The organism is Jeotgalicoccus huakuii, assembly GCF_036665975.1.
GTDB classification, from domain to species: Bacteria; Bacillota; Bacilli; order Staphylococcales; family Salinicoccaceae; genus Jeotgalicoccus; species Jeotgalicoccus marinus.
On sequence record NZ_JAVIYN010000009.1, the window covers coordinates 72,689 to 91,894 of the forward strand.

The window sequence follows — 19,206 nt, forward strand, 5'->3', positions numbered from 1 at the left end:
TTTGATCTCAGCTTTTTTGTGTTTATTTCTTATCAAAGTTAAGTACAGCTTTTAACATGGTTTCTACACCTGTCTTCATTCCATCTTCATCGATGTCAAAGCGAGGATGGTGGTGAGGTGTATCAGCTTTCTTATCACTATTTCTCACGCCAGTATAGAAGTAACATCCTGGTCGATTTTCTGCAAAATACGAAAAATCTTCTCCACCCATGGCTGGCCCAACTTCTTCTACATCTTTAACATAATAGGGATCTTCTTTAATATTATCTATAACATAGTCTAGTAACTCATGGTCATTCTTCAATGAAGGATAACCGTACATAATTTCAATATCAGCATGGACATTGAAACTCGCACTAATTCCCATACATAGCTGTTCAAGTCTTTCTGCTACGGTTTGGCGTACTTCTTCAGTAAAGGTTCTAAAGGTTCCTTTGATTTCAGCTTTACCAGGGATGACATTAAAGACAGAACCTGCATTATAGGCACCTATAGAAACTACAGCTGAATCCAGTGGACTGACTGATCTAGAGACAATAGTCTGAATCTGTTGAATAAGGGAGGCTGATGCAATGATTGGATCTTTTGTAACTTGTGGTGTTGCACCGTGACCACCTAATCCATTGACGACAATTTTAAAGGAGTCTGCATTTGCGTACATTGTGTCGTAGTTATATTTAATTGTACCGACAGGGAACTTTGTAGAAACATGTGTGCCAATGACGTAGTCCACACCTTCTAAGGCACCGTCCTCAATCATTGCTTTTGCGCCACCAGGTAATAGTTCTTCTGCATGCTGATGTAAGAAGACGACATTCACTGGCAACTCATCTTTATGCGCTGATAACACTTTTGCCATTGTAATCAGCATCGCTGTGTGTGCATCATGCCCACATGCATGCATGACACCAGGCGTTTTAGAACGATAGGGTACATCTTTTTCATCCTGGATTGGTAGGGCATCAAAATCTGCACGAATTGCAATTGTTTCGTAAGAATCATTTACTTGAAGACGTGCGACAATGCCATTACCCCCAACATTCTCTCTAATATCTAAGTCAAGATCTTTAATCTGTTCGTAAATCCATGCTTTAGTATTTTCTTCTTGGAAGGATACTTCTGGATATTGGTGCATATATCTACGAAGTTCTACCATTGACTCGAAATTATCATCTATGACTTTTTTTATGTCCATTATTGTGACTCCTTTTCAAAATAGGTAAATACAGATTCAAGCATGACACTGACTGCATTCATCATCCCTTTTTCATCGATATCGAAGTGGGCATGATGGTGAGGGAAGTCTGCCTTAAAACTAGAGTTCTTAACACCGGTATAGAAAAATGTACCTGGAACTTTTTGTAGGTAGTAAGAAAAGTCTTCACCACCAAGGTCTGGTTCTAGACGAATTGTTTCAGATACAGTGCTGATTTTATTTGCACTCTTAACGACTATGTCAGTCATTTCATCATCGTTAACGACTGGCGGATAGCCTCTCATATAATCTAAATCATATGAAACACCCGTAGTTCTTACGAGTCCTTCTAAAGTGTTATTCAATTCAGTAATCATTAAGTCTTGCATGTCATGGTTGAAGGTACGAATCGTCCCACCTATTGTTACTTCATCAGGTATGACATTGTGTTGACTGCCTGCATTAAACATTGTAATCGATAAAACAACGGAATCCATTGCATTGGATTTTCTGGTGACTGCATATTGAAGTTGGTTGCAGAGTGAGATACCAGCAGCCACTGGATCAATTGCATGATGTGGACGGGACGCATGCCCGCCCAGACCTTTGAGTTTAATGGTAAAGTCATCGGGCATGCCTGTTGCTGTACCATATTTGTAGCCGACCTTACCAACATCAAGAGACGTAGTAACATGTGTTCCGAATATTGCATCCACGTTTTCAAGACAGCCATCAGCAATCATTTGAATGGCACCACCAGGATCTACTTCTTCTGCATGCTGGTGAATGAAGACAATATTGCCTTTTAATTGATCTTTCATACCGCTTAAAATGCTTGCAGCAGTTAAGACAATGGCAGTATGTGCATCGTGCCCACAGGCGTGCATAACACCTGGTACAGTGGACTTGTAAGGTGTGTCCTTTAAGTCTTGGATGGGTAGGGCATCAAAGTCTGCACGAAGTGCGACTGTAGGTAGCGATTCATCAACAATCAACTTACCAACAACCCCACGGCCACCGACACCTTCCTGAACTTCTATACCAAGTCCTCTTAGATACTCTGCGATGTAGGCAGGAGTATGGACTTCTTGAAAGGACAGTTCGGGGTACATATGCAGATGACGACGGATTTTAACGGTTTCATTGAAATGCGATTTAACTTGAGATTCAATTTGTTTTAGTTCCATTCAATCACCGACTCTAATTCAAGAATTTTCATGAACATCATCAGCGCACTTTCTAAACCATCCTCATCTAAATCGAACATATCTGTGTGGTGGGCATGTCGAGAGTTTTTGTCAATGTTGCCCGTACCTGTATAGAAGAAGGCCCCTGGTTTTTCTAAAATATAATAAGAGAAATCTTCACCAATCATTAATGGATCTGCTTCTTTATATGGTAAATCGAGAGCTTGTGCGGCAGCTTCGATGACTTTAGCTTCTTCCTCATGATTAATGACTGCTGGATAACCGAATACGTAGTCCATGTCATAGGTTGCGCCGCGTTTTTTTGTCGTATGCTCGACTTCAGCTTTAAAAATCTCATATATTTTTTCTTTTACCTCTTGCTTAAACGTTCTGACCGTTCCGATGACACGCACCGTATCAGGAATGACATTAAAAGCATCCCCACCCTGGACACTACCTACTGTCACGACTGCATTGTCGATAGCAGAGATTTGTCTAGATACAGCTGTTTGAAGATTAGTGATGAGTTCAGCGGCAACGACAATTGGATCCACAGTCGTATCTGGATAAGCTGCGTGACCACCAGAACCTTTAATTGTGATGTAGAATCCATCTGGACTAGCAATTAGGGCTCCTGGACGCGTCTGAATTTCATTGGTATCAAATTGACTCCAGTAGTGTTGGCCGTATACCTTATCTACGCCTTCTAAGGCACCATCATTGGTCATAGCCATGGCACCACCAGGTTGTTCTTCCTCGCCGTATTGGAAGATAAAGGACACAGTCCCCTTTAAATTTGCCTTATTTTGGACGACTGTATCGACCAAGGCGAGTAAGGTAGATGTGTGGCCATCGTGACCACAGGCATGCATAACACCTGGATTTTGAGATTTATATGGGACATCTTTTTGATCTTCGATTGGCAATGCATCAAAATCTGCACGTACCGCAATGTGAGGATGACCTTCACCAATGGAGGCAACGATACCTCTGCCTTCATTTTGTTCATTGGCGCCCACATTCTCGCGGATTTTAAGTTCAGGGTACTGCTGTAGATGATTGAGTATAAACTGATAAGTTTCTTTCTCTTTAAATGAAACCTCAGGATGCATATGCATATGTCTGCGATTCTTAATCATCTCAGGGAGTTTCTGGGACGCTATTTCTTTAATGCTCATGGGTCAACCTCCGTATTGTTTTTTTCTATTCATCTTATCAAAACTTTGGATACTTTTAAACTAAGATAGCTTAAAATATTAGAAAATTAGCATTATATAAACAATAGGCTTTCATTAAAGGTAAACGCTTAAATATGCTAAAATAAAAGGCAAGGAGGGGACGTATATGTCAAAAAAATTAGAACAGTATTTACAGGATAATCTGAACTATTTGAAAGAAAATGGACTATATAACGTAATCGATACAGTAGAGGGGCCAAATGGTCCAGAAATTAATGTCGGTGGACAAACACTGGTTAACTTATCTTCTAATAACTACTTAGGTTTAGCGACAGAAGAGAAATTGAAAGAAGCAGCAATATCTGCAGTTCAGTCTCACGGTGTTGGTGCAGGTGCGGTACGTACAATTAACGGTACCTTGGATTTACACGTAGAACTAGAGAATACATTAGCAGAATTTAAAGGTACAGAAGCGGCTGTAGCCTTCCAATCTGGTTTTAACTGTAATATGGCAGCAATTCAAGCGGTAATGAATAAAGAGGATGCAATTCTATCAGATGAGCTTAACCACGCGTCTATCATTGATGGGTGTCGTTTATCACGCGCGAAAATCATTCGTGTTAACCACTCCGATATGGATGACTTAAGAAGAAAAGCTAAAGAAGCAGTAGAATCAGGTCTATACAAAAAAGTGATGTACATTACTGATGGTGTCTTTTCTATGGATGGCGACGTTGCAAAATTACCTGAAATCGTAGAGATTGCTAAAGAATTTGACCTTATTACTTATGTGGATGATGCACATGGCTCTGGTGTAATGGGCAAAGGTGCAGGCACAGTAAAACACTTTGGTCTAGAAAAAGAAATTGATTTACAGATGGGCACATTATCTAAAGCAATTGGTGTTGTTGGTGGTTATGTTGCAGGCTCACAAGACTTAATTGACTACTTAAAAGTTGCCGCACGCCCATTCTTATTCTCAACTTCTTTAACCCCAGGAGATACTAAAGCAATCACTGAGGCTGTTAAAATGCTAATGGCTTCAACTGAACTACATGACAAACTTTGGGAAAATGGGGACTACTTAAAAGCAGGACTTAAAGATCTTGGCTTTGATATCGGAGAATCAGAAACACCAATCACACCATGTATAATTGGTGACGAGAAGAAAGCTCAAGAATTCTCTAAACGTCTAAAAGAAGAAGGCGTCTATGCTAAATCAATCGTCTTCCCAACAGTGCCCAAAGGCACAGGACGCGTGAGAAATATGCCTACTGCAGCACATACTAAAGAAATGCTAGACAGAGCTTTAGAAATATACGCTAAGGTCGGTAAAGAACTCGGAATTATTTACTAAAAATCTTCAATATTTAAGGGGAAAAGGCAATGGAACGTATTATACTAACTGGTGCACTAGGACAAATTGGAACGGAATTAACCGTTAAGTTAAGAGAAATTTACGGTGAGGACAATGTCTTAGCAACAGATATTAAAGAACCTGTGGATTCACCGCTTGAAGGTAAACCATTTGAAACTTTGGATGTTACAAACTATGAAGAGATGGAAAGAATTGCACGTGAGTTTAAAGCGGACACAATAATGCATCTTGCTGCATTATTAAGTGCGACATGTGAGAAAAATCCACATCTAGCTTGGGAAATTAACATGGGCGGCTTAGTGAATGCACTTGAAGTTGCACGTAATTTAAACCTACAATTCTTTACACCAAGTTCTATTGGTTCATTTGGACCTTCAACACCAAAAGATCAAACACCACAAACAACAATCCAACGTCCAGTGACGATGTATGGTGTAAACAAGGTATCTGGAGAGCTTCTATGTGACTATTACTATGAAAAATTTGGTGTAGATACTAGAGGTGTACGCTTCCCTGGTCTAATCTCACATGTGAGAGAGCCAGGTGGTGGGACAACAGATTATGCTGTTGAAATTTATTTTGAAGCAGTAAAAAATGGTAAGTATACATCGTTTATCGACAAAGGTACATTTATGGATATGATGTACATGGATGATGCGATTCAAGCAATTATTGACCTTATGGAAGCAGATGCTGATAAGCTTGAAGATAGAAATGCTTTCAATGTCTCAAAACTGAGCTTTGATCCAGAAATACTTGCTGAGTCTATTCGTCGCCACTACCCAGACTTTGAATTAAGCTATGATGTCGATCCAGTGAGACAAGGTATTGCAGAAAGCTGGCCAAATAGTATCGATTCATCTGAAGCGAAGCGTCAGTGGGGCTTTGATGCTAAATTCGATATTGATAAAATGACGGACACTATGATTGAAGCAATTAAGAAAAAAATATAGGTAGTATCCTAGAGAAGGTCCTACCTAGTCATGGAGGATGACGATGAGTCGAGTAATATTATATGACAAGGACGGGACCTTGCTCAATTTTCAGAAGTTGTGGACACCATATGCTAAGAAATGTATAGATGTATTCGCTAAGGACTTTGATGCAGAAGATATAAAAGAAGAAGTCGCTGAAGATTTAGGATATGTTAATGGTGAAATCCAGGCGAATTCTACTATTGCTCAAGGTACAGGTAGAGATATTCACAAAGTATTTGAGTCTTACCGTAATGGTGGGGCGAAATGGGCAAAAGACTTCTATGAATCAAATCTCGATATGCTTCGAGACGAGATGGTATTGATTGACGGTGCACTAGATGCTCTAAAAAAAGGTCAAAAACTTGGCTTTAAAAATGTCATTGTCACAAGCGATAGTAGAGATTCCACACTTCGATTTATAGAGAAGTTTAATCTCGAACCATACATCTTCGATATTATTTGTGGAGATGATAATGATTTCCACAAGCCTGATCTTAGGTTCATTAAACCCTTCCTGGATAAGCACCAGTATAAAGTAAAAGAGCTTGTGATGATTGGTGACAATCATGCGGATACAATGCTTGGTTATGAAGAAGACTTATATACGATTGGTGTCTTAAGTGGGACGAGCTCAGAAAGCCATTTAGATGGTGCCAATATGATTATTGATAGTGTGAAGGACTTATTTAATCAAGAAGGAGATTTTATTCTCGATGCATGAGATTTACATGGCTGAAGCAATAAAAGAAGCGCATAAGGCAGAAGCCTTGGGAGAGGTGCCAATTGGGGCTGTCGTCGTTAAGAATGATGAGATAATTGCGAGAGCGCATAACCTAAGAGAAACGAGTCAAAACCCAGTGACACATGCTGAGTTGTTAGTGATCCAAGAAACGGCTAAAGTTCTTGGGTCATTTCGATTAGAAGAATGTACACTGTACGTTACTCTAGAGCCCTGTGTAATGTGCTCCGGCGCCATTATTATGTCTAGAGTACCTCAGGTTGTCTACGGGGCGCCGGACCCTAAAGGCGGTACTGTAGATAGTTTAATGCATTTATTGGATGAACCTAGGTTCAATCATCGTGCAAACGTCATCAGCGGAATAATGGCTGAGGACTGTGCAGTATTACTTAGAAATTTTTTTAAAAATTTAAGAGCAAAGAAGAAACAACAAAAGATTGATGAAACATCCTCGACAGATTTATGAACAGTCGAGGGTGTTTTTTTATGAAAGTGGCAGAAATATTACGATTCAGTCAACATTCTTTGAGAATTCGACAAAATAGGTTTATGGGCGAAACAAAGAGATAATATAATGCGTGTGAGTCTCCTATATTTATTTGTAAATCACATATGGAGTGTGAACAATGAAGAGAAAGAAAAGAATGTACAAAATAAGTTCTATATTGAGCATGGTTATGTTAGCTCTAATCCTATCTGGATGTAGTAATTTAGAGGTATTTGATCCTGCTGGTCCAGTTGCTGAGAGTCAGCGAGATTTAATCTATTACTCTTTATACTTTATGGCTGGTATTATTGTTGTTGTTTTTACTATTTTTACTGTTTTTGTTATCAAGTATAGAGCCAATCGTAAAGGCAGAAAACCATCAGATTATAAACCAGAAATGCATGGCAATATGAAACTAGAGATCGTGTGGTTTACAATACCGATCCTTATTGTCACTGCCTTATCCATACCGACTATTAATTTGCTCTTTCAACTTGAGGAACCACCTGAATCTTCAAGTGATCAAGAGCCACTCGTTGTATATGCAACATCTGCGGACTGGAAGTGGATATTTAGTTACCCTGAAGAAGGGGTGGAGACTGTTAACTATTTAAATATCCCAACAGACCGAGCAGTAGAATTTAGATTATCTTCTGCAGATTCAATGGCATCCCTATGGATACCTCGTTTAGGTGGGCAAAAGTATACGATGGCAGGTATGGAAAACGTGCTTTATCTGCAAGCTGATGAAGAAGGGACCTTCCTAGGTAGAAATTCAAATTTTACAGGTGAAGGCTTTGCTGCACAAACGTTCGAAGTGAATGCAGTCAAACATGATGAATTTGACAGCTGGGTCACAGACGTACAGCAAAATGAACCTGAATTAACTCAAGAGAAGTACGATGAGATATTAGCACCGAGTATAGTTGACAAAGAAACATTTTCATCTACGCATCTGGATTGGGTCGATCATGGAAAGAATGAATTCAGAGATTATTCCGTCGAAAAACATGAAGAAAAGTATGAAGAAGGCTTAGATTTATACAATCAACCAGAATTTAAACCAAATGAAATTTCAGAATGATGAAGGAAGGTCAAGTATATGCAATTGGATGAATTTTTTGTAACCGGAGAGCCCTTAGTTTATATAGGGATGGTTTTGATTGTATTAGTTTCAGCTACGATCATTTTTGTTTTGACCTACTTTAAAAAATGGAAATGGCTATGGAATGAATGGTTAGTTACAGTCGACCACAAAAAGATTGGTATTATGTACATTCTCATCGCCTTAGCGATGTTCTTTAGAGCGGGTGTTGACGCGTTAATGATGCGTATTCAGCTCGCATTCCCAAATATGAACTTTTTAAATTCACAACATTATAATGAAGTGTTTACGACGCACGGAACAATCATGATATTTTTTGTTGCAATGCCGTTTTTAATTGGTTTAATGAACTATATCGTACCATTACAAATCGGTGCACGTGACTTTGCATTTCCTTATGTAAATGCTGTGAGTTTATGGTCTACCTTCTTTGGTGCTTTACTATTTAACTTATCATTTGTTATTGGTGGTTCACCAGATGCGGGATGGACCAATTACGCACCACTAGCAGGTGCAGAATTAAGTCCGGGTCCAGGAATTAACTTTTACCTATTAGGATTACAATTATCAGGTATTGGTACTTTAGCAACTGGAATCAATTTAATGGTGACGATATTGAGAATGCGTGCACCAGGAATGAAAATGTTTCAGATGCCTATATTCACTTGGTCCACATTAATTACATCATTTATTATCATTTTTGCCTTCCCAATATTGACAGTTGCACTGGCATTGATGACAATCGATCGTATTTTTGGTTCTCACTTCTTTGCATTGACAGGTGAAGGTATGCCGATGATGTGGGCGAACCTGTTTTGGATGTGGGGACACCCTGAAGTTTATATCGTAATTTTACCAGCCTTTGGTATTTTCTCTGAAATAATTGCGACCTTTGCTCAAAAGCAATTATTTGGGTACAAAACAATGGTATGGGCAATTATTGGTATAGCAGGTCTGAGCTTTGTTGTGTGGGTGCACCACTTCTTTACAATGGGTGCTGGCGCCTTTGTTAACTCGATCTTTTCTATTACAACAATGGCAATTGCCATACCGACAGGTGTGAAAATCTTTAACTGGTTGGCGACAATCTATAAATCTAAGATTTTATTTACGACACCTATGCTTTGGTCATTAGCCTTTGTACCAAGTTTTACAATTGGTGGTGTCACAGGAGTTATGTTAGGAATGGCAGCTGCTGATTATCAGTTCCATAACACGTATTTCCTAGTATCTCACTTCCACTATGTACTTATTCCAGGTACTGTATTTGCAAGTTTTGCAGGTTTAATATTCTGGTTCCCTAAGATGTTTGGATACCAATTAAATGAAAGAATAAATAAATGGGCATTCTGGTTATTCTTAATCGGCTTCCACGTCACCTTCTTCCCACAATATTTCCTAGGGCTAGATGGAATGGCAAGAAGACTATTTACAGCAGGTCCAGAATGGTTCACCCTTAATTTCATCTCAACAATTGGGGCCTTTGTTATGGGTGCTGGCTTCGCGATATTTGTTTACGGTATCGTCTACAGCTACTTCAAGAGTACCCGACAGTTAGACGGAGATGTATGGGGTGTAGGACGAACACTTGAGTGGGCAACACCGACTCCAGTACCAAAATATAATTTTGCCACTCTACCAGAGGTCGATTCTACTGATGCCTTAATTGAAATGAAGAAGAAAGGTGAAACGACTTTCGATAAGCGCAAATTATCAAGAATACACATGCCTAATGATACTGGACAGCCTTTTATTATGACGGCAATAATGTTCTTTGCAAGTTTCTTCCTTGTCTTTGAATGGATTACTCTAGCGGTCATTGGGCTCATCGCTACAATCGTAATGATGATAATGAGATCATTTGATTATAGAGATGGCTATCACTTTGAAGTTGATGAAATAGAAAGTATAGAAAGCGAGTTAAGGGGGGCTGAAAATGAGTGAAGATATTCGAACTGATGTCTCAATGGAATATAGTACTGAAGAAGGACAGAATAAAATAATTGGATTCTGGCTATTCTTAGCAGCTGAGATGTCATTGTTTGGAACCTTGTTTGCAACTCATGCTGTCTTAATGGGACGTACAGCTGATGCCCCGACTACAGCGGAGATGTTTCAACCAAACATCGTCCTCATTATGACCTTTTTACTACTGACAAGTAGTTTTACATGTGGCTTGGCAGTTCACTTTATGAGAGAGCAGTCATTAAAAGGGCTTATTAGTATGTTAGCAGTAACTTTACTACTAGGCTTATCATTCCTAGGCTTAGAAATATATGAATTCATTCACTATGTACATGAAGGTGTGACACTACAATCTAGTGCTTATTGGTCAGCCTTCTTCACCTTAACAGGTACGCATGGTTTGCACGTGCTCCTTGGGATTGGTTGGATGGTAGCATTAATTCTTCAACTCAGAAAACGTGGCTTGACGCCTGTTACAACTAGGAAGGCCTTTGTTCTAAGTCTATATTGGCACTTCTTAGATGTGGTTTGGATCTTCATCTTTTCTACAGTCTATATGCTAGGGATGGTGTTGTAGATGAGTGAGAATAACAAAAAGAAATATCCTATAAATCATATAATCGGTTTTGTGTTATCAGTATTACTGACTATATTAGCTGCCTGGACTGCACTTTCATCAGATATGCCAGTGATGTGGATTGTTATTTCAGTTCTAGCACTTGCTGTCATTCAAGCCTTTATACAGTTATTTATGTTCATGCATATTACAGAGCGCGGAACCACTCATGCACCGTGGCATATGATCTTCCACGCCTTCATATTGGCGGCAATTATTGTTGCAGGTTCTATCTTTACGATGTCCTTTGGATTTAGCCATGATCACGGAGACGATGGACACGAACAATATGAACAACATGATATGCAATCCGAAGAAGCAGATGATTCACATTAAATACAAAACGAATCCGCACTGACCTGAAATAGGTGAAGTGCGGATTCGTTTTTATATTATTTTTGATATTTCAGTCTTGAGAATGCATCGTGCTGATGAATACTTTCTTCGTTACGACATTCCAATACAAAGCCTTTGACCCATGGTAATTCAACTAGGTCATAGGCTACAAGACGAATGAGGTCTTCAACAAAGCGTGGGTTTTCATAAGCACGTTCTGTAACCATTTTTTCATCAGTGCGTTTTAACACTGGGTAAAGTTGACTAGAAGCATTAATCTCTAATATTTCAAATAAGTCTTCTTTATAAGTTTTAGGTAATTCAACACTGTCATCGATGTCGATGAGTACCTTAACATTACCTCGTTGGTTATGCGCACCATATTCACTAATTTCTTTTGAACATGGGCATAGTGTTGTAACTTGTGCAGTCATTCCAAATTGTTTACGTGTGAATTTTTCTCCATCATGAGAAGCTGAATATTTCACATCTGCATGAGCGATACCGTTGATGTTTGTACCTGGTGATGGTTTGTTGAAGAACCAAGTACCCTCAACTGTCACTCCGGCATCATTCTGATTCATGCGTTCTCTTAAGTGCAATAATAGAGACTCTATTGTATCGAAATTTAATGGGACGCCATTTTCATTTACAGTTTCAAGAGACTCAATTAAACGGCTCATATTGATACCTTTTTCATCTTTGTTTAAGCTTGTAGACAGTTCGAAATTACCAACGGATTGGAAATCTCCAATTACAACAGGGTAGGTTAAGTTATTGATTCCCACTGAATCGACTTCGAATAAGAAGTCTTTACGCGAGTTTTGTAAGTCTGCCATATCTTCTTTTTTCTTCGGTTTCGAACCAACGATAGGGTCTACTGAGCCGAAATGTTTAAAACGACCTTCTCGTGTCGTTAGATCATATTCTTCCATAGTGATACTCCTTAATCTATTTCATAACTGTAAAAGTTTTCGTATTTCATCCATCGATTACGTGCGTCGTCACCTTGTTGAGTATCAGCTGCTAAGTCTTCTAACAGCTTACCTGTTTGAGAACGATGAGCGGCCATGACATCCATCTTACGGTCGGTGTAACCATCGATATCATTCACGATATCAGGTTCACCAAGATCATCAAAAGTACGATTATCAAAAGCAACCATCTGTAATTTAGGACGATTTTCTATAGGCATATCTTTAACTGCTTCAATCACTGCATCAGCAGTCGCTTCATGGTCAGGGTGCACAGAATAACCAGGGTAAAAGCTAATGATACGTGTCGTAGATAATTCTTCTACTAAGTTAGTAATAACCCCTTTTAGAATCCCTTTTTCTTCGAATTCTAGGGTTTTGTCTCTAAAGCCTAATAGACGTAAATCTTTAAGCCCCATGACTCTGGCAGATTCTTCAACTTCAGCTTTTCTGATGGCACGAAGCGATTCTCTTGTAGCGAAAGGTGGATATCCTAGCATGCGGCCCATATCACCAAATGTAAGGCATGCATAAGTGACGGGAACGCCCGCATCTATATATTTCATAATTGTCCCACTCACACCAAATGCTTCATCATCAGGATGAGGGAAGACAACGAGTACATGATTTTCATTTGAAAAATCCATGGAACAGCCTCCTACTTAGTAAATGGTTTGGTTGAGATTTCTAGTGCTGCAGAAAGTTTACCTTCACCGTTAAAGCCATGCATAATAAACTCCTCGTCCTCGTTCACAATGTAATGTGTAAGGCCGAGTACGTAAATCCAACCACCGTTAGTCAATTTTAAACCGACACGGTGCTCTTTAGAGCGATTTCCGCCTCGGATTGTACCTTGAATATATTCGACTTGAATATTGCGTAGGAAAGTTCCGGCATTAAAAACGCTGTCGTCTAGGTGGCTTGCGTACATACCGCTGGTAATTTCAACGTGTAAATAAACCGGTGTATTTTGAAAACTTGTTAAAATCTCCTGAACTTTTTTCTTTTCAATTTTCTTCATTTCCATGAATAGCAAACTCCTAAATAGTTAGTCATTGAATAGAAAAGAGATAGCAAGCTATCTCTTAACTTAGTTCAATACCTTATCGAGCACTTCGATTTTCTCTACTGAATTGTATGCACCATGTCTCACAACACCAACATGATCATTCATTTTCCAACCATTTTTAATGGCACTTGTAACGAATGATTTAGCGTCTTGAACTGATTCTAACGGTGATTTTCCATTTGCTAAGTTTGCTGCGATTGCAGCTGCAAAAGTACAACCTGCACCATGGTTATATGAAGAATCAAATTTTGGTGACTCTAGTAAGTGCATTTCTTTACCATCATAGAAGACATCTATTGCATTATCTCCTTCGATACCAGTACCGCCTTTAACGACAACATTATTGGCACCTTTTTCATGAATTAATCTAGCTGCATCCTTGATTTCCTCAAGCGTACGAGGTGTTTTAATACCCGCTAAATGACCAGCTTCTACAAGGTTAGGTGTAACGACTGTAGCATTAGGAATTAGATTTTCGATCATTGATTCAACTAATCCTGGGTTTAGAACCTCGTCGTCTCCTTTACAAACCATTACAGGATCGACTACGAAATGTTTAGCGTTTGAATTTAGGAAGGCATCTTTTGAAAGTTCGACAACTTCTTCAGAAGGAAGCATACCTGTTTTTATAACGTCTGGATTGAGCGATAGAGCTGTTTCCAGTTGGTTTTTAACATCAATTACAGGAATAGGGCTCACACGGTGAGACCATGTTGCTGGGTCCATTGAAACTACTGTTGTTAAGACACTGTAACCGTAAGTTTCATGTTCCTGGAATGTTTTTAAATCTGCTGCAATTCCTGCACCGCCACTTACATCGGTACCAGCAATTGTTAACGTTTTTGCTAAAGCCATATATTTTCCCCCTAGTAACTACATATAGATATTGTCATTCTACTATAATTTACCCTGTAATTCTAGAGCATTGCTTACTTCGGTGATATAATGAAACTTTAATGGAAGGTGAGTAAGAAATGACAAAATTACATTGGGACAGTGTATTTAAAAAGATAAATGAAAATCATGATTTTTCCACTTTAAAAGAAACTTTAAGTTCACGTTATCAATCAGGAAATGTCTTTCCACCAAGAGAAGAAATTTATACAGCATTTGATTTAACACCTTTTGAAAATGTGAAAGTGGTTATTCTCGGTCAAGATCCTTATCACGGGGAAGGTCAAGCCCATGGTTTAGCCTTTTCAGTAAACGATGGTATTAAGTTGCCTCCGTCCTTAAGAAATATTTACAAGGAATTAGAAGATGATTTAGGCATCAAACGTCACTCTGGTAGTTTAAAAGACTGGGCTAGAGAAGGGGTACTTTTATTAAATACAGTACTCACCGTTGATGAAAGTCAGGCAAACTCACATAGAGGTTTAGGTTGGGAAGTATTCACCGATAGCGTCATTGAAGCGGTGTCTGATTATCTAGAGGGCGTGGTTTTTATCTTGTGGGGTAAACCTGCACAGAGTAAGATTAAACTTATCGATACGACTAAACATCACATCATTCAGTCAGTACATCCGAGTCCATTGTCAGCCTATAGAGGATTCTTTGGATCGAAACCATTTAGTCAAACCAATGACTATCTAGTGAGTCAGGGATTGAAGGCAATCGATTGGAGCGAGAAATAATGAATGAAAGAATAATTGTGCAGCTTGAAAATGAACTTGCCTTACTTAAAAATAGTGAGGATATTGAAAAGCATGTGTATGCGATGAAGCGGTTGTTGGATCTTTTGGATGACGAAGCGGTTAAAGAAACAACTGAAGAACGAACAGAATCCAATCCAGTTGTCAGTAGAAAAATTATCAATCAGCAAGCTGAAGACAAAGCAGGCGGACACGGTGGAGATATCTTCGATTTTTAGACTAGGAAGTGTAAATTATGTTAGCGTTTATTATTATAGGTGTACTTGTGTTTAGTTTAACTTTTCTAGGAAAGAGTTATAAAATCAAGTTACAAGAGAAGTATCAGAAACCTTGGTCAAAAGTGTTGAATTATATAAGGTGGATTGCCCTTGCCACAGCATTTGCAGGTGTGATGTATACACCAGGTGCTCAGATGCTACTCATCAGTGGTTGGCTCTTGGTATTTAGTTTATTGATATATGTGACATCATTGTTTATGATTTACTATAAAAATAAAAAGGCGATTTAAACGAAAGGAAGTTCTTGATGAAATTATTCGTTATACTCGGTGCAATTAATGCATTAATTGCAGTTGCATGCGGTGCCTTCGGTGCACATGCTTTAGAAGCAAAGCTCGACCAGCACTATTTGGACATCTGGGAAACTGCTGTTAAGTATCAGTTTTACCATGCATTAGGACTAATTGCGATCGGCATCTTAATCCAAGTAACAGGTGCACAGTTCTTAACTGCTGCAGGTTGGTTCATGTTAGCAGGAATTATCTTCTTTACAGGTTCACTTATGGTTCTCGCCCTATCAGGTGTATCTATTCTCGGAGCAGTCACACCAATCGGTGGCGTAATGTTCTTAATCAGCTGGATCCTTGTAATTATTGGTATCGCAAAACTATAAAAAGTAATATATGCGCATCAAAAATCTTTATATAAGGTTTTTGATGCTTTTTTTGTTGTATTGGGATTGTAGGAAGATGAAGAGCGGCACTAGGTCCGATTCGAAATAAAAACGAATCTGAGCGCAGGCACTAGGTCCGCTTCGAAACCAAAACGAATCTGAGCGTTGGCACTAGGTCCGCTTCGAAACCAAAACGAGGCTGAGCGTTGGCACTAGGTCCGCTTTGAAACCAAAACGAAGCTGAGCAATAGTACAAGGTCCGCTTCGAAACCAAAACGAGGCTGAGCGTTGGCACTAGGTCCGCTTCGAAATAAAAACGAAGCTAAACAATGACACTGGGTCCGCTTCGAAATAAAAACGAAGCTAAGCAATGACAGGAGGTCCGATTCGAAATAAAAACGAGGCTCAACAAGCAAGCTATCTCCCTAGTCTAACCCTTCTATTTATATGAAAATCCCACAAAGGGGTTTACAAAATTCATATATGGTTATATAGTTATATACATAGATATATAACCAGTGTACCTGTCGAATAAGTACAAGGTGATGGGAGGGATACATTTGACAAGTTTGTTGAACGATAAAAAACCGATATATGCTCAAATCAAGGATTGGCTAACGGATCAAATTATAGACGAGACATTAGAAGTGCATGACAAGATTCCATCGACAAATGAGATAGTGACATACTTCAAAGTTAATCACATCACAGTTTCTAAGGGTGTAACGCAGTTAGTTGAAGAAGGCATACTCTACAAAAAGAGGGGTGTAGGCATGTTTGTTGAAGAAGGTGCGAGAGAGAAATTGTTAACCGTCAGACGAGAAGAATTTGTTGAGGATTATTTAAAACCGATGTTAGACGAAGCTAAGAAGTTGGAATTAAGTAAATCCGATATTCAAAAACTAATTGATAATAGAGGTGAAAAGTAATGAATTTAAATATTGAAAATGTAGGTTTATCCATAAATAAGGAAGAGATTTTGAGTGATATCAATGTAACGTTCACTCCAGGAAAAATATATGGCTTACTAGGAAGAAATGGTGCAGGGAAAACTTCTTTAATCTCTTTAATTGCTTCCTATAGAAAAGCAACTCAAGGTTCAATTACCTTGGATGGGAAAACAATATATGAAAAAGATGAAATGATGCAGCATGTTAATTTTATTTACAATGTTAAAGATACTTCATCTGAGACGGATAAAGTAAAAGAGTACCCGGAAAGTCATGCGATGTTTAGGGATGATTTCGATCAAGAATATGCAAATGAGTTACTGAAGAAGTTCAAAATTGATGAAAATAAAAATTTCAATGAATTATCTCAAGGTCAACAAGCGGCAGTGAATGCGTCTATGGGCTTAGCTTCTTTATCGAAAGTAACCATCTTTGATGAGGTTACAAATGGCATGGATGCACCAACAAGAGAGTTATTCTATGAAGAAGTATTGCAAGCTAAACGTAGAGGCACGCGTATCATCATCTTATCTACGCACATTATCTCTGAAATGGAACACTTATTTGATGAGATTGTCATGATGCACAATGGCAAGATTTTACTTCAAGAACCGACGGATGATTTATTAGAAAAAGGATTCACAGTCGCTGGTAAGGCGGAGAAAGTAAGGGAATTTACTGCTAATAAGAACGTTATCAATGTGAAGTTTTTAGGTGCTTTACAAATCGATACAGTTATTGGTTATTTAAGTCCAGAAGAAATGGCGTTCGCTGAAGATAATTATCTAGATATTTCACGTCTAGCACTACAGGAGTTATTCATAAGTCTGACTAATGACGATAAAGGTCAGGAGTGATTATATGATAACTATAAAAAAGAAAACTCTATATAAATTTCTATTATGGATATTGATATATATGACCTTGATGACACTTGTCGTTGGTTCAATTATTCATTTTTTGAATGAACCAGCTGAGATATTCTACCAAGCTCATATCAGCTCACTCAGTATAGGAATGCTTGTATTTGGCACACTTGCTTTTATGGTATTAAAAAAACAAGTTGGTCATGGTAAATCTAGGAAGACATACTTCAAGGAAAGCATAGGGACAGTATTGTTTCTAAGTCTTTACAGTATGATCCTGATGAATATTTTTTCCTTGGGACTTAATTTGTTTCCTAGCTTAAGTGGAGAAATTATTCAAAATTGGACAATCACGGAAAATATTATTATAAATATTGTTGCTATTTTATCAGGTTTACTAACTTACTTTATTGGTCTGATAGTGTTCTACTCATTTGTTAAGAATTTTATTTTAGGTATTTTTGTATGTTTTATCGTCGGTGGACTTGGTGGTTATTATTCTCAAGCTTTTGGAGAGTTCACAACTATGAATGTCGACAATCCACTATTGGTGTTGGGTGTACAGCTTTTCGCAATAATTATACTTGGAATAATAGCAAGAGCATATGTACTCAATGCGGCAATTAAAGTTTAATAGGAGGTAAATAATGAAGACAAAATTTAAAGAAACGACTCAGTCTCTAACTTATATATTATCGATGTTCACCTTTGTATTTTTAGGGATACTGCTCATTATATATATCATACTCAGTTTTCTAAATGATCCGACATCTTCATTCTTTGGAACGGGTATGAGAACAGCACGAATATACTTTGCAGTTGTTGGAATAACAACGGTCCTTGGTTTCTTGGAATGGGCAGTGAACTCCGGAGTTTCTAGAAAGACATTTTTCAAATCATTGATAACTTCAGCTATATTGACAGCTGTAATTACAGCAGTTTTGGTGATTATCATTAACTTTGTATTATCCTTTACACCATTAGCAGGGGATTATTTGATGGAAGAGCAAATTAAAGGTTTATCGGTATTTGGCAATGGACTATTCATTTTCTTACAAGGACCACTGTACTTTGTAACAGGTGCATTAATCGGAGCGGCCTTTAGTAGAGGGTTTGCAGCCGGAATGACATCAATAGTAGCTGGACTAATATTAATTATTCTGCAAGTCTTTACTGAGAACTTTATGAATGATTTAGCTAATTATGGTGAAACAATTGTATACTTTGGCCATGTTGCAGCGGTTGTTATAACGGTAATTTACGCTTGGATTTTATCGAGAATCTTGAAAGATATGCCGGTAAAAGTAAAATAAATTCTATAATTGGCGATGGGACTTAAGTCTAATACCTAAATAATACCGTACTATAGCGCGCGTGAGCTGAAAAAGCAATTAAGTATCTAACGGAAGATCGACAAATTAATAAAGATTTAGTCATGAAGTTGGTGAATAAAGGTTTTATCAGTCAAGACGAAAGAAACAATGTTGTCTATCCCTGGGGTAAAGATGGTGAGATTGTCGGACATAATTTAGAAGGTACGTATAAAAAAGAGAATAGCAATCGCTACAAGCACATTGATCCGAGTAGTGATAATGCACATGGTTTTTCATTTCAAACTGGTCAGGGCGAAGTGAAAAACCA

24 protein-coding genes are annotated in these 19,206 nt (G+C 38.3%); 17 read left to right on the top strand and 7 right to left on the bottom strand.

Annotated features, from left to right (window positions below):
- Nucleotides 1–22: 22 nt before the first annotated feature.
- From V6E76_RS06290 to V6E76_RS06300, 3 genes are read right to left on the bottom strand one after another with little or no spacing between them, the layout of a single operon-like run.
- Nucleotides 23–1,195, bottom strand: coding sequence for a M20 metallopeptidase family protein (locus tag V6E76_RS06290; RefSeq protein ID WP_247351063.1), 1,173 nt, complete (start codon nucleotides 1,193–1,195; stop codon nucleotides 23–25).
- On the bottom strand, nucleotides 1,195–2,382 hold the full coding sequence (locus V6E76_RS06295; RefSeq protein WP_247351061.1) for an amidohydrolase: 1,188 nt from the start codon (nucleotides 2,380–2,382) through the stop codon (nucleotides 1,195–1,197). Before V6E76_RS06295 ends, V6E76_RS06290 begins: the two co-directional genes overlap by 1 nt.
- Complete coding sequence (locus V6E76_RS06300) at nucleotides 2,373–3,560, bottom strand: amidohydrolase (protein WP_247351052.1); 1,188 nt, start codon at nucleotides 3,558–3,560, stop codon at nucleotides 2,373–2,375. Before V6E76_RS06300 ends, V6E76_RS06295 begins: the two co-directional genes overlap by 10 nt.
- A 166-nt stretch (nucleotides 3,561–3,726) precedes the next feature.
- Here V6E76_RS06300 and V6E76_RS06305 point away from each other — a divergent pair, with 166 nt between their 5' ends.
- The 8 genes from V6E76_RS06305 (at nucleotide 3,727) to V6E76_RS06340 (ending at nucleotide 11,163) form a co-directional block, all read left to right on the top strand.
- A complete protein-coding gene (locus V6E76_RS06305; RefSeq protein ID WP_247351048.1) occupies nucleotides 3,727–4,917 on the top strand; it encodes a glycine C-acetyltransferase in 1,191 nt (396 codons plus the stop codon).
- Nucleotides 4,918–4,946: 29 nt separating this feature from the next.
- Entirely contained in the window at nucleotides 4,947–5,891 is a 945-nt protein-coding gene (locus V6E76_RS06310; RefSeq protein WP_247351029.1) for an NAD-dependent epimerase/dehydratase family protein, read from the top strand.
- A 43-nt stretch (nucleotides 5,892–5,934) separates the two neighbouring features.
- Nucleotides 5,935–6,636: an HAD family hydrolase gene (locus V6E76_RS06315; RefSeq protein ID WP_247351017.1), complete on the top strand. Its 702-nt coding sequence runs from the start codon at nucleotides 5,935–5,937 to the stop codon at nucleotides 6,634–6,636.
- On the top strand, nucleotides 6,629–7,120 hold the full coding sequence (tadA, locus tag V6E76_RS06320; RefSeq protein ID WP_247351015.1) for a tRNA adenosine(34) deaminase TadA: 492 nt from the start codon (nucleotides 6,629–6,631) through the stop codon (nucleotides 7,118–7,120). Before V6E76_RS06315 ends, tadA begins: the two co-directional genes overlap by 8 nt.
- Nucleotides 7,121–7,280: 160 nt before the next feature.
- Entirely contained in the window at nucleotides 7,281–8,225 is a 945-nt protein-coding gene (gene qoxA, locus V6E76_RS06325; RefSeq protein WP_247351003.1) for a cytochrome aa3 quinol oxidase subunit II, read from the top strand.
- Nucleotides 8,226–8,243: 18 nt separating this feature from the next.
- Entirely contained in the window at nucleotides 8,244–10,190 is a 1,947-nt protein-coding gene (gene qoxB / locus V6E76_RS06330; protein ID WP_247350984.1) for a cytochrome aa3 quinol oxidase subunit I, read from the top strand.
- Nucleotides 10,183–10,788: a cytochrome aa3 quinol oxidase subunit III gene (gene qoxC / locus V6E76_RS06335; RefSeq protein ID WP_247350969.1), complete on the top strand. Its 606-nt coding sequence runs from the start codon at nucleotides 10,183–10,185 to the stop codon at nucleotides 10,786–10,788. Before qoxB ends, qoxC begins: the two co-directional genes overlap by 8 nt.
- Nucleotides 10,789–11,163 (top strand): cytochrome C oxidase subunit IV family protein, encoded by a 375-nt coding sequence (locus tag V6E76_RS06340; protein WP_247350958.1) that lies wholly within the window; start codon nucleotides 10,789–10,791, stop codon nucleotides 11,161–11,163.
- Between the two features lie 56 nt (nucleotides 11,164–11,219).
- Here the strand turns inward: V6E76_RS06340 and folE2 are convergent, their stop codons facing one another.
- The 4 genes from folE2 to thiD all read right to left on the bottom strand — a co-directional run bounded on the left by folE2 (nucleotide 11,220) and on the right by thiD (nucleotide 14,061).
- Complete coding sequence (folE2, locus tag V6E76_RS06345) at nucleotides 11,220–12,098, bottom strand: GTP cyclohydrolase FolE2 (protein WP_247350946.1); 879 nt, start codon at nucleotides 12,096–12,098, stop codon at nucleotides 11,220–11,222.
- 11 nt (nucleotides 12,099–12,109) lie between these two features.
- Entirely contained in the window at nucleotides 12,110–12,784 is a 675-nt protein-coding gene (bshB2, locus tag V6E76_RS06350; RefSeq protein ID WP_247350939.1) for a bacillithiol biosynthesis deacetylase BshB2, read from the bottom strand.
- An 11-nt stretch (nucleotides 12,785–12,795) separates the two neighbouring features.
- Nucleotides 12,796–13,158: a DUF1806 family protein gene (locus V6E76_RS06355; RefSeq protein WP_247351502.1), complete on the bottom strand. Its 363-nt coding sequence runs from the start codon at nucleotides 13,156–13,158 to the stop codon at nucleotides 12,796–12,798.
- 69 nt (nucleotides 13,159–13,227) lie between these two features.
- Entirely contained in the window at nucleotides 13,228–14,061 is an 834-nt protein-coding gene (gene thiD / locus V6E76_RS06360; RefSeq protein WP_247350920.1) for a bifunctional hydroxymethylpyrimidine kinase/phosphomethylpyrimidine kinase, read from the bottom strand.
- Between the two features lie 119 nt (nucleotides 14,062–14,180).
- Between thiD and V6E76_RS06365 the strand changes: the two genes are divergently transcribed.
- The 9 genes from V6E76_RS06365 to V6E76_RS06405 form a co-directional block, all read left to right on the top strand.
- Complete coding sequence (locus V6E76_RS06365) at nucleotides 14,181–14,840, top strand: uracil-DNA glycosylase (protein ID WP_247350902.1); 660 nt, start codon at nucleotides 14,181–14,183, stop codon at nucleotides 14,838–14,840.
- On the top strand, nucleotides 14,840–15,076 hold the full coding sequence (locus tag V6E76_RS06370) for a YwdI family protein (RefSeq protein ID WP_247350890.1): 237 nt from the start codon (nucleotides 14,840–14,842) through the stop codon (nucleotides 15,074–15,076). The genes V6E76_RS06365 and V6E76_RS06370 overlap by 1 nt, the downstream gene beginning before the upstream one ends.
- Before the next feature lie 17 nt (nucleotides 15,077–15,093).
- A complete protein-coding gene (locus tag V6E76_RS06375; protein WP_247350887.1) occupies nucleotides 15,094–15,366 on the top strand; it encodes a hypothetical protein in 273 nt (90 codons plus the stop codon).
- A gap of 17 nt (nucleotides 15,367–15,383) precedes the next feature.
- Entirely contained in the window at nucleotides 15,384–15,749 is a 366-nt protein-coding gene (locus V6E76_RS06380) for a DUF423 domain-containing protein (RefSeq protein ID WP_026866121.1), read from the top strand.
- 560 nt (nucleotides 15,750–16,309) lie between these two features.
- A complete protein-coding gene (locus tag V6E76_RS06385) occupies nucleotides 16,310–16,678 on the top strand; it encodes a GntR family transcriptional regulator (RefSeq protein ID WP_026866120.1) in 369 nt (122 codons plus the stop codon).
- Nucleotides 16,678–17,556, top strand: a complete 879-nt coding sequence (locus V6E76_RS06390; RefSeq protein ID WP_247350885.1) for an ABC transporter ATP-binding protein — start codon at nucleotides 16,678–16,680, stop codon at nucleotides 17,554–17,556. The genes V6E76_RS06385 and V6E76_RS06390 overlap by 1 nt, the downstream gene beginning before the upstream one ends.
- Before the next feature lie 4 nt (nucleotides 17,557–17,560).
- Nucleotides 17,561–18,199, top strand: coding sequence for a hypothetical protein (locus V6E76_RS06395; protein WP_166627011.1), 639 nt, complete (start codon nucleotides 17,561–17,563; stop codon nucleotides 18,197–18,199).
- A gap of 13 nt (nucleotides 18,200–18,212) precedes the next feature.
- Complete coding sequence (locus tag V6E76_RS06400) at nucleotides 18,213–18,878, top strand: hypothetical protein (protein ID WP_247350882.1); 666 nt, start codon at nucleotides 18,213–18,215, stop codon at nucleotides 18,876–18,878.
- A gap of 122 nt (nucleotides 18,879–19,000) precedes the next feature.
- Nucleotides 19,001–19,206: DUF3991 domain-containing protein (locus V6E76_RS06405; RefSeq protein ID WP_499797731.1), on the top strand; the 206-nt coding region annotated here is incomplete at its 3' end.

What these genes read in the sequence shown, in the direction of transcription:
- V6E76_RS06290 (WP_247351063.1), bottom strand. Translation starts at nt 1,195, where the DNA reads ATGGACATAAAAAAAGTCATAGATGATAATTTCGAGTCAATGGTAGAA.
- qoxA (WP_247351003.1), top strand. Translation starts at nt 7,281, where the DNA reads ATGAAGAGAAAGAAAAGAATGTACAAAATAAGTTCTATATTGAGCATG.
- V6E76_RS06305 (WP_247351048.1), top strand. Translation starts at nt 3,727, where the DNA reads ATGTCAAAAAAATTAGAACAGTATTTACAGGATAATCTGAACTATTTG.
- thiD (WP_247350920.1), bottom strand. Translation starts at nt 14,061, where the DNA reads ATGGCTTTAGCAAAAACGTTAACAATTGCTGGTACCGATGTAAGTGGC.
- tadA (WP_247351015.1), top strand. Translation starts at nt 6,629, where the DNA reads ATGCATGAGATTTACATGGCTGAAGCAATAAAAGAAGCGCATAAGGCA.
- V6E76_RS06380 (WP_026866121.1), top strand. Translation starts at nt 15,384, where the DNA reads ATGAAATTATTCGTTATACTCGGTGCAATTAATGCATTAATTGCAGTT.
- V6E76_RS06375 (WP_247350887.1), top strand. Translation starts at nt 15,094, where the DNA reads ATGTTAGCGTTTATTATTATAGGTGTACTTGTGTTTAGTTTAACTTTT.
- folE2 (WP_247350946.1), bottom strand. Translation starts at nt 12,098, where the DNA reads ATGGAAGAATATGATCTAACGACACGAGAAGGTCGTTTTAAACATTTC.
- V6E76_RS06355 (WP_247351502.1), bottom strand. Translation starts at nt 13,158, where the DNA reads ATGAAGAAAATTGAAAAGAAAAAAGTTCAGGAGATTTTAACAAGTTTT.
- V6E76_RS06300 (WP_247351052.1), bottom strand. Translation starts at nt 3,560, where the DNA reads ATGAGCATTAAAGAAATAGCGTCCCAGAAACTCCCTGAGATGATTAAG.
- qoxB (WP_247350984.1), top strand. Translation starts at nt 8,244, where the DNA reads ATGCAATTGGATGAATTTTTTGTAACCGGAGAGCCCTTAGTTTATATA.
- qoxC (WP_247350969.1), top strand. Translation starts at nt 10,183, where the DNA reads ATGAGTGAAGATATTCGAACTGATGTCTCAATGGAATATAGTACTGAA.
- bshB2 (WP_247350939.1), bottom strand. Translation starts at nt 12,784, where the DNA reads ATGGATTTTTCAAATGAAAATCATGTACTCGTTGTCTTCCCTCATCCT.
- V6E76_RS06340 (WP_247350958.1), top strand. Translation starts at nt 10,789, where the DNA reads ATGAGTGAGAATAACAAAAAGAAATATCCTATAAATCATATAATCGGT.
- V6E76_RS06365 (WP_247350902.1), top strand. Translation starts at nt 14,181, where the DNA reads ATGACAAAATTACATTGGGACAGTGTATTTAAAAAGATAAATGAAAAT.
- V6E76_RS06390 (WP_247350885.1), top strand. Translation starts at nt 16,678, where the DNA reads ATGAATTTAAATATTGAAAATGTAGGTTTATCCATAAATAAGGAAGAG.
- V6E76_RS06370 (WP_247350890.1), top strand. Translation starts at nt 14,840, where the DNA reads ATGAATGAAAGAATAATTGTGCAGCTTGAAAATGAACTTGCCTTACTT.
- V6E76_RS06315 (WP_247351017.1), top strand. Translation starts at nt 5,935, where the DNA reads ATGAGTCGAGTAATATTATATGACAAGGACGGGACCTTGCTCAATTTT.
- V6E76_RS06395 (WP_166627011.1), top strand. Translation starts at nt 17,561, where the DNA reads ATGATAACTATAAAAAAGAAAACTCTATATAAATTTCTATTATGGATA.
- V6E76_RS06400 (WP_247350882.1), top strand. Translation starts at nt 18,213, where the DNA reads ATGAAGACAAAATTTAAAGAAACGACTCAGTCTCTAACTTATATATTA.
- V6E76_RS06295 (WP_247351061.1), bottom strand. Translation starts at nt 2,382, where the DNA reads ATGGAACTAAAACAAATTGAATCTCAAGTTAAATCGCATTTCAATGAA.
- V6E76_RS06310 (WP_247351029.1), top strand. Translation starts at nt 4,947, where the DNA reads ATGGAACGTATTATACTAACTGGTGCACTAGGACAAATTGGAACGGAA.